We start from the raw sequence: 12,567 nt of genomic DNA, 5'->3' as shown, positions 1-12,567 counted from the left end.
TCAGGCCGGATCATCAAAAGCACGGTAAAGCGTGTTGGCGCGGGACAAATGGTGGCGCATTGCCTGGTCCGCCGCTTCGCCGTCGCCTGCTTCTATGGCGGCGATGATTGCGCGGTGTTCCTCAAGCGTCACGTTTTCAAGGCCGGTGGTCCTCACCGCCACCGGGTGGAACCGTTTGAGCCAGGCGAAAATCGCCCGCACCACCGAAGCCATAAGCAGATTGCCGGAAACCTCGGCAAGCCGTCCGTGAAAGACACCATCCATTTCCATAAAGCGCGGCGTTTCTCCGGTAAGCTCGGCCTGTTGTGCCACGATCGCCTTCAGTTCGGTGACGTCGGCTGCCGTGGCCTTTTCGGCCGCGATGCGGGCGAGCTGGGCTTCCATCAGTAGCCGCGCTTCCTTCAGTTGCGCCAGAACATTCGAATCATAGGTCAGCACATGGTGCATGGTCAGTGCAAGCTGCTCGGCAAGCAGATCAAGCTGAGGTTCGGCGACACGGGGGCGTTCGCCATGTCGGACTTGTATGAGACCGAGGTTCTGGAGCGATTGCATCGCCTCGCGGATTGCCGGTCGGCCAACACCCAGCGTTTCCATAAGTTCGCGCTCGGAAGGCAGCGGTGCGCCGGGGGGCAGGTGCCCCTCCTCAATTTCCGCCAGCAGCCGCTCACGCACTTCGTCGGACAGTTTTTTCTTCCGAATTATTTCTTTTTTCAAGTCGCAGACTCCGGTCCAGTGAAGCGATTTGGCTATCTTAGCAGAAGTTCAACAGATTATACCAGATTGACTTGTCACATGATTTCTCCTACTGGTATACTCAGTATATGGTAAAATCACCTAGCAGGAGGAAATTTCATGCATTCAGTCGCCGTTTTCGGTGCGGGCGGAAAGATGGGCTTTCGCGTCACCCGCAAGATCAGGGACGCCGGTTACGAACTTAGGGCTGTCGAAGTGAGCGAGGCCGGCCGCACCCGTCTCGCCGAGGCGGGAATCGAAACTGTCGAGCAGGACGCTGCCCTTGCGGGTGCGAAAGTGGTCGTCCTGGCACTCCCCGACTCGCTGATTGGCCCGGTTTCCGGCAAAATCGTGCCGCAACTTGATGCCGGCACCATTGTCGTCATTCTGGATGCCGCAGCCCCCTATGCCGGGGTTCTGCCGCAACGCGAAGACATCACCTATTTCCTTGGCCACCCCTGCCATCCCCCGCTTTACGCCGACCTTGCCGATTCCGAACAACGCCGCGATGTTCATGGTGGCGTCGCGCCGCAGTCGATCATTTGCGCGCTGATGCAGGGACCGGAGGCGCATTACGCGATCGGCCGGGAGATCTGCGAGACCATGTGGTCGCCAATCCTGCGGGTGCACCGTGTGACGACCGAGCAGCTTGCGATCCTTGAACCAGGGCTTTCGGAAATGATTGCCATGCCCTTTGTCGACGTGATGATCGAGGCGGTGGAGCTATGCGCGAGCCGCTATGGCATCCCGCGTGAAGCGGCATTCGATTTCATGATCGGCCATCTCAATGTCGAAATCTCGATGTGGTTCGGCTTCACCCCGAAAGTCCCATCCGATGCCGCGCTCCGCCTGATGCGCTTTGCCCGCGGCATCGTCGTGCGCGAAAACTGGGACCGCGCGCTCGATCCCAAGGTCGTGCGCGAAGCTTCCGAACTGATCGTCAACGGCTGATAGATGTGAACTCCGGCGGAACCTGAGCAAGGGGCGGCGCTGCACGGCGCGCCGTCCTTCGTCATCAAAGGCCCGATGTAGGTCACCGGAACGTCGAGTATCGGCTCCCTTGCCGTACGCATTTTGGGCAACCGAGCACTCTATTTGCAACATATGCCCCACACGGAATATTATGCATTCTCCGGCAATGCCCCTTTCGCCGGCTTTCCAAGCGAAGGCGATAGCGACCGACACACGGGACAACATTAGCAATCGTAATCAGCTTGCGTGCGAAGGCGACGATGACGAGCTTGTGGGGTTTTCCACGTTCCTTGAGGTGTTTGGCAAGGGGCTTCATCGTCGGGCTATGGCACGCAGCAGCGAGTGCAGCCTGAAAAAGAACATGTCGCAGCGCTCACCGGCCTCCCGTGGTCATCCGGCCAAGTTCAGGCATCTCAGCGATCAGCATGCTGCCGAAACCGGGCCAATCCCCGGGATGGACCGCAAAAGCCGCGCTTTCGCAGCCATCTGTTCTTCCTGAGCAATAAGGATTTCAATACGGCTCTCGAGGCCGGCGAAATGATCGTCGAGCGCGGCCTTGAGAGCTTTACCCAACGCTCCGAATGGTGTTGTCACATTAACTCACCCAGTCTGCCCGTTTGGGAACGGATGAGAGATCAAGCTGCGTTTGCTGCAATTTCCCCTGCATCGAACGCTTTGAGCCGATGGTAGCGGATTGTTTGTGCAGCGCGGCGGCGGGCTGGAACTGAAAAGCAATTGCGGCTAACGGAGTGCATGGCGACGAACCGTTGCAATGCTCCCGGTGACCGGTGGCCTTGCATGGTTCGTTCCCGTTTTCGAAACGGCACATGTCTGTTCTCGGCCCTATTGTTGAGACCCTTGTGCGACCAGCAATCGAGGCCGGGTGCCACGTCCGCCTTCGCCGCACCGTACCAGCGCAGTTTATCGGTGATGATCCGCTTTGGAACAAAGCCATACTGATCCACCGCACGCCAGAGCCGGAACTTCTCTCCAGCGCATTTCACAACGACCTCGTCCAGACGCCAAACATCGCCAGGGCGCGCCTGTCGTTGCCGCAGATTGCAGGCAATCCGAGGTCCGAGCTTGGCGATCCAACGGCGGATTGTCTCATAGGAAACGTCGATCCCACGCTCAAGCAGCATTTCCTCAACTTCGCGCAGGCTCAGATTGAACCACAGGTTAAGCGACAGCCGGGGATGCGGTCGAGTTCGGTGACATCGCAAACAACTGTGTTGACTTGCGGCAGTCGTTCCAACAGGCACGCCCCCGGCAGACTGTGACCGGATGGTGCCATGACCGTGTGGGTGATCTCACATTGTTGGTGACGACTCACGTCGGGTGAATAACCGTCATGCGGAACGGGCCTGCATTTTGCCGGGCACATGCGACCGCCTCGTTTGCGTCATCAAGCCGGAAGGCATCGAAGGCGAACTGGTCGAGGGGAAGAAAGCCACCTTCGGCCAGTCTGATCATGTTCGGCACGGCATGGCGCGGATACATCCATTGGCCTCGGATCGTAATATTGTTGCGCATCAGATGGCGATAGGGCAGATCAAGGCTTACGCCCGAGCCGCCCATCAAGACGACAGTGCCGCCGGGACGCACCGCCATTGCCGCGGCGCGGATGGGTGATGCGTCCGCCGCCAGCGGGGGCAGGATGTCGAGGACGCAATCGATCAGTCCGGCGGCTGCAGCCATGTTGCGGCGATCCTCGTCTTCGTCTCCGGTCAATTGAACCGTACGCACCCGATTGCCAAACCGCGCAGAAAGATCGGAGAGAATTGCGGCATTTCGCCCGGGGGCGACAACGGTGACCGCGCCCATTGCCAGCGCCACGGCCACGGCCGCACTGCCAAAATGACCGGTCGCACCGCTGATCAGCGCCGTCTGCCCCGGGCGAAGCCCGCTTGCCAGCAGGCCACCATAGGGAACGAGGAACGAGCCGAGCGCGCACCACCTTGTCGGGTCATCGTCCGCGCCAAGGGCGATGCGGCTTGCGCATTCCATCGGCATCAGCATCTGCGTGGCGAAGGCGCCATGGTGAAAATGCTTCTGGAGAGCCTGCGCGCCGACACTCGGAGCGGCCCAGCCCTGCAGGAGAATATCGGGCGTTTCGGCGTCATCACGGGCCCGGAACGTCGGGTCGCAATAGACCCAGTCTCCGACCTTCAGACGCGTCGCATCCGGCCCGATCGACCGGATACGACCGACGGCGCCGCAGCCGGGAATGATCGGCAGTTGCAGGCCGTGTGGGCGGCTGTTGGCAAACACCTCATCGGAATAGGGTAGAACCGGCACTGCATGAATATCGGCAACGAGTTCGCCGGCGGCGGGGACCGGGTCCGGACATGTCTCGATCGCGAGCGGCATGGAGAATTGACGGAGGACTGCGGCTTTCATTTCATACCTCTTTGCAAATTGTCGCACCAAAACAGCATGTCTTGGCCAGGCAAAGACGAACTGGTATTATCCTAGCATTATGGAAACACATGGGAACAAGGCACTCGGCGACTTCCTGCGGGCGCGCCGGGCTCGACTTTCGGCGGAGACGCTGGGATTGAAGACGAACCGCCGGCGACGTACGGAGGGATTGCGTCGGGAAGAAGTCGCGGAGCGCGCCGACATCGGGATCGATTGGTATATTCGCCTGGAGCAAGGACGGGCGATCTCGCCCTCCATCGCGACGGTAGATGCACTGGCACGCGCGCTCTGCCTCGATGAAACAGACCATGCCCATTTGCGGGCGCTGGCACGTTTGAAATCTCGACAGCAATTTGCGCCTGAAGAGGTCAGCGCCGACGTCAGCGTTGTGGTGCGGTCCCTACGCGAACCGGCCTATATCATGGGTCAAAGATGGGACGTGCTGTGCTGGAACGAGGCCACGGCATCACTCTTTGTCGATTTCGCCCGCATACCCGAAACGGAACGCAACATCCTTCATTTCATGTTCCTTGACGGGAAAGCGAAAGCCCTGTTCGGCTGTGGCTGGACAGCGCAGGCCCGTCGAATGGTTGCGCAATTCAGAGCAAACCACGACCTCTGGTCCGGCGATCCGGCGTTTCAGAACCTTGTCGGCGTACTGACCGATGGCAGTCCGGAATTCTCCGGCTGGTGGCGCGCCCATGACGTCGGGTTCCCGGAAGCGGGCGCCAAAACCCTCTACGACGGCGCCAAGCAGCGCGCCTTTCACCATGCGAGCTTTCTGGTCAGCGACAATCCTGCACTGAGGCTGGTGATCTATACCAGCCTGTCTGACGATGCAGATCACCGGATGGAGAAGAGCTAGAGATCACGCTTGCCGATGTCGGTCTGATAGACCTCCAGTTCGGCCATCATCCGGTCTACGTTGCCAAGGGTGACAACCCCTGCCTCGCCGACTTTCTCTCCGGCGCGGATATGGATAGCCAGCACCGTGCCGGCTTGAGGCGCGACAATCCTTGCCCCGGCAATATCTAGAATGGCCCGATCGAGCCTGGCGCGCGCCACGTCCACATTGCGCTGCGCCAATACGATGTCGGCCTGTGTGCCTTCCTCCACGCCGGCATATCGTTCGAGGAGCGCTGTCATCCGATCAATTTCTGCTGAAGCCTGAGCGGCAGTCGATTGCGCCTGGTCCAGTTGTATCTGCGTGCTCAAGTTTTTTTTCGGAGAGCTTTGTCATCCGTGCAAGCTCCTGCTTTGCAAGCATAAGGGCAGCCTCGGCGCGTGTCTGATTGGCGCGGGCTTCCCGGTAACTCGCAAGCATGGCGGCGCGGGCCTGTTCCAATGTCGCCTGCTGCGCGGCAAGCTCGGACTCCGCGCTCGATTTCTGGGCGAGAAGTTGCGGCAGATTATCGCGTTCCGCGATCACCTGCCCGGCTTCGACCCGCTCACCTTCCGCCACGAGCAGCCGCGCAACGCGTGCATCGCCAGCCCCGCTCGGCAAGGCCAGTGCCACGATGTCGCCAAGCGGAAGCAGGCGACCAAGGGCGACGACATCCAGAGGCTCTGCAGCGGCAGATACCGGAGCTTCTTTCGTTGTTGATTGCGCGGTTTCGCTGTCGCCTCCGCGTCCTGCAATTTGGCGGAAGACACCCAAAACTGCCGGCTGGAGGCAGGCGCCAATAATGGTGCCGGCCAAAAGCGCTGCCGCCATCCGCAATCGTGGCCTGGAACGCGGTGATCCGTCATTCGCCATAAGCCCTTGATCCGATAGCGGGACCTTCCTGCTGATCATCAGCGGCAAGGCGGTATCGTTGTTGTCATCGACCACCGCGTCCCCCGACAGTTCGGGACACGAGACCTTGCCACTGCCTGGCATGGGCAACACGGCAAAGCACGTCCTTGGTCGCTGCTGCCGGGTCTTTCGGCATCGCAAAGGCGCGCCAGGCAATGTAGCCGTCCGGGCGGATCAACGACGCACCGGATGGGCCGATACCAAAGGCCCGCGTAAAGGCATCGGGTTCAACATCCGCAACAGAAGGGGCCGCGATCCCCGCAAACGCCAATTCGGCCCTCGCAAGCGCATCAGCGGAGATACTGTCGGGCGCCAACGGCTGAAGCTGGCGAAGGCTCATGGATTTGCTTCTCCGGTAATCCGGATGATCCATCATCTCCGGGAAAATTGATGCAAGCGCGGAGCTGCGCTGTGGATCGGCGGCAATCCATTCGATCGGCAAATCAAGTACATTGCTGGTTGCTGATGGCGTCGGATTCTGCAACCGCCCCGCCAATCAGGACACATTCAAGCTTGAGTTCCAGGCTATCGACTGCAGCCTGCGCAGCCGCGAGCCAGCACGTGTCTTCGGTCAGCATCACCCAGCCGGACTGCACCAGATCCAGTGTGGAGATCCGTGCGCCACCCACTGCAACCCAGACATGGGGCGCCCGCGTGCCCGGCTGGCCATTCCACTGATCGGGCCGCAAGGCTGGCGGTAATTCGTCGCTGGCGTCCATCACGGCAGACGAGCGGTACAACTGGCCCAGCTCCATCGCCTCGTCCTCGATCACAGGCACTTCCACGTCCGATTCCGTCGCGAACCGGCGGTAGTCCGGTCTTGCGAAAATTTGTCCGTGCCGAAGCCAGGCGATCGGCCGGCGTTCGGCATCATAGGTATCCAGCAGGTCCGGATTCTGATACTCCCGAAACCACGCAGGCGATTTTCCAGGCAAGGTTGTGGGCATCCTCGATGCCGGTATTGGCACCATAGCCGCCGCGCGCGGGGGTAACGTATGAGCAGCGTCGCCGGCGAGAAATACGCGGCCGGACGTGAAGCGATCTGCTATCAACGCACTGAGTTCCCACCGGCCCGTGGTGATGATCTCCACCGGCAGATCGGTCCGGCCTATGGCCTTCTCTATCAGCGTTACCAGGCCCGGCCCGTCCTGGTCCTGTTCGTCGGGAAACATCAAAAGCCAGCGACCGTCCCGGTAAGTTGTCAGCATTCCCGCGAAGTCGGGCTGCTCGATCTCGAACTGGCTGATGCCGGATTGCAGATATTGCTCCAGCGGCGCACGAAACAGCACGCTTCGTACCGTGTGAAGCAGACCGCGCCCGTCTTGCCCGATGCCCAGCGCCTGACGGATAGGACTGGAGTGCCCGTCCGCCGCGATCATGTAGTCCGCCCTCAGCGTATATTCGCGACCGTCACGGTGCAGCAGGGCGGTTACCCCATCGGCATCCTGATTGAAGGAACGAAGTTCGGTCGACATCCTGACATCGGCGCCCAGCTCCGCGGCTCTGGCCCTGAGAATAGGCTCGAGGCGATCCTGGGCCAGCGTCGCGCCGGTGCAGATCGAGTATTCGATGCCGGCCGGGGCCTGCTCCGCGGCCTCGCCGTCAGGTCCGGCCGGGGTCCATGCGATCTCATCATCTGCCCAACGGCCAGCCAGGCTCTCGACCTTCAACCGGCGGGGGCCCCGGAGCCAGCTGGCGCCTGGGGAATTCGCGCGCCGAGGCCGACGGCACGGTAGAGCTCCATCGTACGCGTTGTGAAACCGAACGCGCGGGGGTGCGGCGAGCTGTCGGCATGGCGCTCGACCAGCAAGCACTGAACGCCGCGCGCAGCGAGGAAGACCGCCGCCGACAGCCCCACAATTCCACCGCCGACCACCAAGACCTTCGTTGCTTCATTCGTCACGTGGGCAGACCTTTCGCCATCCAAGCTGCATATTTGCAGAAATTTACGGCGTACACATATATACACTGTAAATAATTACTGTAAAGCTGGTTTGGAGCAGCTCTGGCCGCGCCTTCCACCCGACTTGAACGGATGCAGGCCCGTTTGAAAGCGCGGTGTCTGCGATGCCTTCAAACCGGGGCGCCCTGGCCGGCAGCAATGGAAGGCGTTGACCAGAGATGATACAAAATGAAATGATCGTCATGGCAAGCAAGCCGATACCGAAATGCAACCCGGCAGACAGGTGAAACAAATTCGAGCATGACAAGACGGCCGAAGAAGACTGACCTCGAAAACCTGTCGATTTGGGAACGACCGGAGCCGGTCAGCCGCCCCGCGCCCGTTGCATTGAGCCGGGACATGATCGTTCGGGCTGCTGTGGCCATCGCGGACGAAAAAGGCATGGACGCGGTTTCTCTTCGAAGCGTCGGCGGAGCGATGAAGGCCGTCCCGATGCGGCTCTATCGCTACATCGCGACGAAAGAGGAACTCGTCGACCTGATGATTGATCACGTCTATGGAGAGACGCATATCGGCGGGCCGGATTCGGTTGACTGGCGAGACGCACTGAAGGCCTTTGCGTTTCGGACACGGGAGGTGGCGCTTCGGCATCTTTGGTTCGCCGCTTTACTGGGCGGGCGCCGTCATCACCGTGGACCGAACGCGCTGGCTCATTTCGAGACGGCGCTCGCCGCGCTCAGCAAGGTGCGGGGCTTCGAGGACATCAACATCATCGTCAAGGCGATGAGGACCGTTCAGGCCTATGTCATCGGGGCCATTCAGCATGAGGTCAGCGAAATCCGCCTGGGGGCAGAGACAGGCCTGAACAAGGCAGAATGGCAACAGGCGAACTGGTCAAGCGCAGAACGAATGATCAATTCCGGCCGTTTCCCTACACTGTCCCGTTTCGTTCTGGAGGCCGACGACGTCCCGGCAGAGACATTGTTCAAAACCGGCCTCGATTGCGTCCTCGATGGAATAGAAAAGGGAATAGGCAATCCGCAGGACGCCGATTGAAACAGGTTCGATCACGGCGCGAAACCACAAGCCGGATCAATAGGCTGGGGCGGTCTGGGGCACATCCGTTTTCTGTACCGATTTGTCGGTCCATGACGGCGGCGGACCGATCTGCGTGCTCTGCCCCCTGAAAACCGGATCGTTTGAAGTTAGAGTTTTCCGCGGTATTTTCCCGGCCGGGAGAAGGAGTGGAAGAGATGAAGGCATCGAGGTTTTCGGACGCCCAGAATGCGTTTATTCTCAAGCAGGGCGATGACGGTGTGCCTGTGGCTGAGATCTGCCGCAAGGCTGGGATCAGCCAGGCGACCTATTTCAACTGGAAGAAAAAATATGCGGGCCTGCTGCCTGACGAGATGCGCCGGCTGAAGGCTTTGGAAGATGAGAACTCCGGGCTGAAACGGATCGTGGCGGACCTGACGCTGGACCGCGAGATGCTTCAGGATGTCATTCGCCGAAAGCTCTAAGGCCTGCCCGGACGCGCAAGCTCGTGGATGGGATACTGGTGGATTGGGGCGTGTCGATCCAGACGAGCCTGCAAGGTTTTGACGTTCGACACCTCGACCTACCATTACAAATCCCGCCGCATCGGTCAGGCCGCTCTTGAAAGGCGTATCAAGGAGATATGCGAGACACGCGTCCGGTTTGGCTATCGCCGTGTTCACGTGCTCCTTCGACGAGAAGGCTGGACGGTCAATATCAAGAAGACCCGCAGAATTTACAAGGCGTTAGGGCTTCAGCTCAGGAACAAGAACCCGAAACGCCGGGTGAAGGCAAAGCTGCGCGAGGACCGCCAGGAGGCCATAGGGCCGAACGATATCTGGGCTATGGACTTTGTTCACGACCAGCTCGCGGCGGGCAAGAAACTGCGGATCCTGACCATTGTGGATATCCATTCCCGCTTCAGCCTGGCGACCGACCCGCGCTTTGCCTATCGCGGTGAAGATGTGGTGCACACCCTGGAACGGATCTGCAGGAAAGGCGGTTATCCGAAGACGATACGGGTCGATAACGTCCTATGTCGAGAAAATCTGGCTGCTTAGGTCAGCAGGTCATAGGGCATCCGGTGTCCCGGGTGCCTTGTTAAGATTGCCCAGACGGGCTCTGCCGTCAAGAAATGATCTCTTCCATGAGCCAAACACAGGGTACGCGCGATGGCGGCCCTCACCGTCCTTAATACGAGATCCCAATTCCCAAGCAGAAGGCCCGAACATTATCTACGAGGTCAGATGCCTGCCTCCACGGCTCGTGTCAGAAAGAGGTCCTTCCGCCTGGGCTCACCCCCTCGAAGAAGGGGCGATAGGGTTCGCCGTGTTTAACTACGGCGTGTACGGTGCGCGCCATCTTTGCCGCGATCGCGGTGTAAGCCTTGCGACGCAGATGAGCGTTGTGTCGATCTTTCGAGATGTAGCGTTCGAACTTGTCACGAAAGCTGTTGGTCCGCTTGAGAACGGCAGTCTGGCCGGCCATCCAGAGCGTACGACGCAGGCGGGCGTTGCCGTACTTCGATATCCGGCTTTGACCGCGGAACATGCCAGACTGCACAGTGGCGAGGTCCATGCCGCAGAACTTCAGGAATTGCCGGTGATGTCGGAACCGGCGCAGGTCACCTGCCTCGGCCAGAATGGTCATGGCGTTGATCGGACCGATTCCGGGAATGGTTGTCAGCAACTGATAGTCCGGCAGCTCGACTGCCCTGGCCTCGATCTCGTTGCGTTGGCGGACAAGGCTTCTGCCCTCGGCAAGGACAAGGCGGAACATGCGCACGGCGTCGGAGCCCGCATGTACGGGCAATCCAACAGAGATTTCGGCCGTGGCGTAAATGTCTGAAAGCAGGCGCTCTTTGGAGACCTTCTTGCCAACCACCTGCCAGGTGTCTGCGATGAAGGCTTCCTGGTTCATGGTCGTAATCATCGTCGGTGTTGGATACTTCTCGATGAATGCCAGGAGCCAGTCGGTCCGAGAGCTTCGATGAAACCGCTCAGCCTCGGGGAAGTAGAGTGGCAGGTAATGCGTCAGGATGCGGTGCCAAAGCTCGGTCTTCGAGCGTGAGACGATCTCGTGGGTCTTCGAGAGCTCCTGAATGTCCGCTGTCCCGACGACCAGGGGATCATGGAAAAACTGCACTGCTCCGATCTCGAGCATGTGCAGGATAACCTGAGCATCCTTCGGGTCATTCTTGTCCCAGCTGTTGTGCAGGGCCTCCCGCGTCCGGGCGAGGCCGACAGAAGAGACGAGCTTCAGCTCAAACCCATACTGGCCGAGATGGTGCGCCAGTGGCCGGTGATAGTTACCGGTCACCTCGAACCCGATCCGCACCGGGAGATCGTAGCTGGCTAGGGCCGCAGACAGTCTTCTGAAGTCCTCGAGCGTATTGGTGACCGTCATGCGCCGGCGGCGCTTCTTGCCCGGAATTCCGATCAGAACCTCGTGGCGATTCTTGGAAATGTCGATGGCGACCAGCAAGGTCGCGGGGGTAGTATGGTGAATGGTCATAGCCTGTCTCCTCAGCGGTGTGGTTCAGCAAAACCACTGTTGAGACCTGGGACCGGTTATGGCCACCCACTATGCTATTTGGGGCTCCGCGGTTGGCCATAACCTATCGACAGCACTTCTTCCCGACGTGCTATGGCAGCGAATTTATCTCCCGCGACCTCGATCTGTGGGCCTATGTGAACATAGGTCACACTGGACTTCTCGCGGCCTGACAAGCCGACCGACAACGGCTTCATCGAAGCCTTCAACAGCAAGCTGCGTGCGGAATGCCTGAACGCGAACTGGTTCATGAGCCTTGCGGATGCGCGCGAAAAGTTGGAGGATTGGCGTAGACACTTGTATGAAGCGTATTTTGTCAAGCCATTGAAATTCTCTTCTGCTGCAGTCGGTTGAGCTTGTTGGTTTGGGTCTGCATTCGTTTGGCTGATCTGGCACCGTTGGTGCCTCCACTTGTATCCGGTCGGAGCCTCGCTCCCCACCATAATCCCGATCCACGGTGGCCAAACGGCTGCTGGCAAGCGCAGTACCAAACTACAACTCGGCGTATGGTTGGTTGCCCTATCTACGCACGGTATCCGCACTTGCCTTCAACTGCCCGTCGGCAGATGAGATGATTTAATTGGCGGTTATTTTTGCTCCCTCTGGGATAATGCCATCCTCGATGAACCTCCAAAATGCAATTGCCAGTTTGCGAGCCAACGCAACAATACCAACTTTTCCAGATCGGCTTCCGTGCCCTGAGAAACGAGACTGGTACCATTGGGTCAACCGGCTTTCTGGCTGATATTTGAGCCAGCACCACGCCAGTTCGATAAGCATGACACGAGCCTGCTTGTTTCCCGCTTTGCTGATACCCTGGTCTCTGGAAACTTCTCCACTGCTATAGGGGCTTGGAGCTAACCCGAGATAAGACGCCAAATGCTTTCGATTCTTGAAGCTTCGATGGAAAACTTCGCCAACAAGCTGAACGGCTCCCACTTCTCCGATTCCGGCAAGCCGCTTTAGGGTCCTGATCTTTTGAACATTACTGACACCGTTTGCAGCGCTGCACACTTCCATGCGCTCCCGTTCAAGAGCTTTGAGCTGAGCGTTGACAAGATCAAGACGTTCAAGCTGACGGCACAACTCTCTGCGAATGAACGAACCTAATTCTCGCCCGTCACCGGTGCGGGTCCTCAATAGCCAGTCTTTCCAT

Annotated in this window: 11 protein-coding genes and 4 pseudogenes; 5 read left to right on the top strand and 10 right to left on the bottom strand. The window is 59.4% G+C overall.

Annotated features, from left to right (window positions below; translation table 11 throughout):
- Positions 1-714: a transcriptional regulator NanR gene (gene nanR, locus AC0L7L_RS00865; RefSeq protein WP_473511240.1), complete on the bottom strand. Its 714-nt coding sequence runs from the start codon at positions 712-714 to the stop codon at positions 1-3.
- Positions 715-852: 138 nt separating this feature from the next.
- Between nanR and AC0L7L_RS00860 the strand changes: the two genes are divergently transcribed.
- Complete coding sequence (locus AC0L7L_RS00860; RefSeq protein ID WP_473511238.1) at positions 853-1,683, top strand: phosphogluconate dehydrogenase C-terminal domain-containing protein; 831 nt, start codon at positions 853-855, stop codon at positions 1,681-1,683.
- 656 nt (positions 1,684-2,339) lie between these two features.
- On the opposite strand, the pseudogene AC0L7L_RS00855 reads toward AC0L7L_RS00860, so the two are convergent.
- Both AC0L7L_RS00855 and AC0L7L_RS00850 read right to left on the bottom strand, forming a co-directional pair.
- A pseudogene (locus tag AC0L7L_RS00855) lies at positions 2,340-2,888 on the bottom strand (IS6 family transposase); the annotation flags it as partial.
- A gap of 145 nt (positions 2,889-3,033) precedes the next feature.
- Positions 3,034-4,104, bottom strand: coding sequence for a zinc-binding dehydrogenase (locus tag AC0L7L_RS00850; RefSeq protein ID WP_473511236.1), 1,071 nt, complete (start codon positions 4,102-4,104; stop codon positions 3,034-3,036).
- Between the two features lie 79 nt (positions 4,105-4,183).
- Here AC0L7L_RS00850 and AC0L7L_RS00845 point away from each other — a divergent pair, with 79 nt between their 5' ends.
- Complete coding sequence (locus tag AC0L7L_RS00845) at positions 4,184-4,990, top strand: helix-turn-helix transcriptional regulator (RefSeq protein ID WP_272209741.1); 807 nt, start codon at positions 4,184-4,186, stop codon at positions 4,988-4,990.
- Here AC0L7L_RS00845 and AC0L7L_RS00840 read toward each other — a convergent pair.
- The 5 genes from AC0L7L_RS00840 to AC0L7L_RS00820 all read right to left on the bottom strand — a co-directional run bounded on the left by AC0L7L_RS00840 (position 4,987) and on the right by AC0L7L_RS00820 (position 7,796).
- The gene (locus AC0L7L_RS00840) at positions 4,987-5,271 is read right to left on the bottom strand and encodes a hypothetical protein (protein WP_473511233.1); all 285 of its coding nucleotides are present in this window, start codon (positions 5,269-5,271) and stop codon (positions 4,987-4,989) included. The two genes, AC0L7L_RS00845 and AC0L7L_RS00840, sit on opposite strands and share 4 nt — an antisense overlap.
- A gap of 4 nt (positions 5,272-5,275) precedes the next feature.
- Positions 5,276-5,956 (bottom strand): hypothetical protein, encoded by a 681-nt coding sequence (locus tag AC0L7L_RS00835; protein WP_473511231.1) that lies wholly within the window; start codon positions 5,954-5,956, stop codon positions 5,276-5,278.
- On the bottom strand, positions 5,946-6,260 hold the full coding sequence (locus AC0L7L_RS00830) for an aromatic-ring hydroxylase C-terminal domain-containing protein (protein ID WP_473511229.1): 315 nt from the start codon (positions 6,258-6,260) through the stop codon (positions 5,946-5,948). The genes AC0L7L_RS00835 and AC0L7L_RS00830 overlap by 11 nt, the downstream gene beginning before the upstream one ends.
- Positions 6,261-6,363: 103 nt before the next feature.
- Positions 6,364-7,590 (bottom strand): FAD-dependent monooxygenase, encoded by a 1,227-nt coding sequence (locus AC0L7L_RS00825; RefSeq protein WP_473511227.1) that lies wholly within the window; start codon positions 7,588-7,590, stop codon positions 6,364-6,366.
- Complete coding sequence (locus tag AC0L7L_RS00820; RefSeq protein ID WP_473513703.1) at positions 7,587-7,796, bottom strand: FAD-dependent oxidoreductase; 210 nt, start codon at positions 7,794-7,796, stop codon at positions 7,587-7,589. Before AC0L7L_RS00820 ends, AC0L7L_RS00825 begins: the two co-directional genes overlap by 4 nt.
- A 327-nt stretch (positions 7,797-8,123) precedes the next feature.
- Here AC0L7L_RS00820 and AC0L7L_RS00815 point away from each other — a divergent pair, with 327 nt between their 5' ends.
- Complete coding sequence (locus AC0L7L_RS00815) at positions 8,124-8,879, top strand: TetR/AcrR family transcriptional regulator (RefSeq protein WP_272209735.1); 756 nt, start codon at positions 8,124-8,126, stop codon at positions 8,877-8,879.
- A 197-nt stretch (positions 8,880-9,076) separates the two neighbouring features.
- Positions 9,077-9,886 (top strand): annotated as a pseudogene (locus AC0L7L_RS00810) (IS3 family transposase); the annotation flags it as partial.
- A 215-nt stretch (positions 9,887-10,101) separates the two neighbouring features.
- On the opposite strand, the pseudogene AC0L7L_RS00805 reads toward AC0L7L_RS00810, so the two are convergent.
- Positions 10,102-11,372, bottom strand: a pseudogene (locus tag AC0L7L_RS00805) (IS110 family RNA-guided transposase).
- A 134-nt stretch (positions 11,373-11,506) separates the two neighbouring features.
- Between AC0L7L_RS00805 and AC0L7L_RS00800 the strand changes: the two are divergent.
- Positions 11,507-11,717: pseudogene (locus tag AC0L7L_RS00800) on the top strand (integrase core domain-containing protein); the annotation flags it as partial.
- Between the two features lie 270 nt (positions 11,718-11,987).
- Here AC0L7L_RS00800 and AC0L7L_RS00795 read toward each other — a convergent pair.
- A complete protein-coding gene (locus AC0L7L_RS00795; RefSeq protein WP_473511225.1) occupies positions 11,988-12,551 on the bottom strand; it encodes a transposase in 564 nt (187 codons plus the stop codon).
- Positions 12,552-12,567: the final 16 nt, after the last annotated feature.

The organism is Martelella sp. K41-7 (genome assembly GCF_055808365.1).
This window is presented reverse-complemented; position numbering and strand designations above follow the sequence as displayed.

Bases quoted from the DNA above. Each gene is read 5' to 3' on its own strand.
- AC0L7L_RS00860 (WP_473511238.1), top strand. From the start codon at position 853: ATGCATTCAGTCGCCGTTTTCGGTGCGGGCGGAAAGATGGGCTTTCGC.
- AC0L7L_RS00850 (WP_473511236.1), bottom strand. From the start codon at position 4,104: ATGAAAGCCGCAGTCCTCCGTCAATTCTCCATGCCGCTCGCGATCGAG.
- AC0L7L_RS00845 (WP_272209741.1), top strand. From the start codon at position 4,184: ATGGAAACACATGGGAACAAGGCACTCGGCGACTTCCTGCGGGCGCGC.
- AC0L7L_RS00840 (WP_473511233.1), bottom strand. From the start codon at position 5,271: ATGACAGCGCTCCTCGAACGATATGCCGGCGTGGAGGAAGGCACACAG.
- AC0L7L_RS00830 (WP_473511229.1), bottom strand. From the start codon at position 6,260: ATGAGCCTTCGCCAGCTTCAGCCGTTGGCGCCCGACAGTATCTCCGCT.
- AC0L7L_RS00815 (WP_272209735.1), top strand. From the start codon at position 8,124: ATGACAAGACGGCCGAAGAAGACTGACCTCGAAAACCTGTCGATTTGG.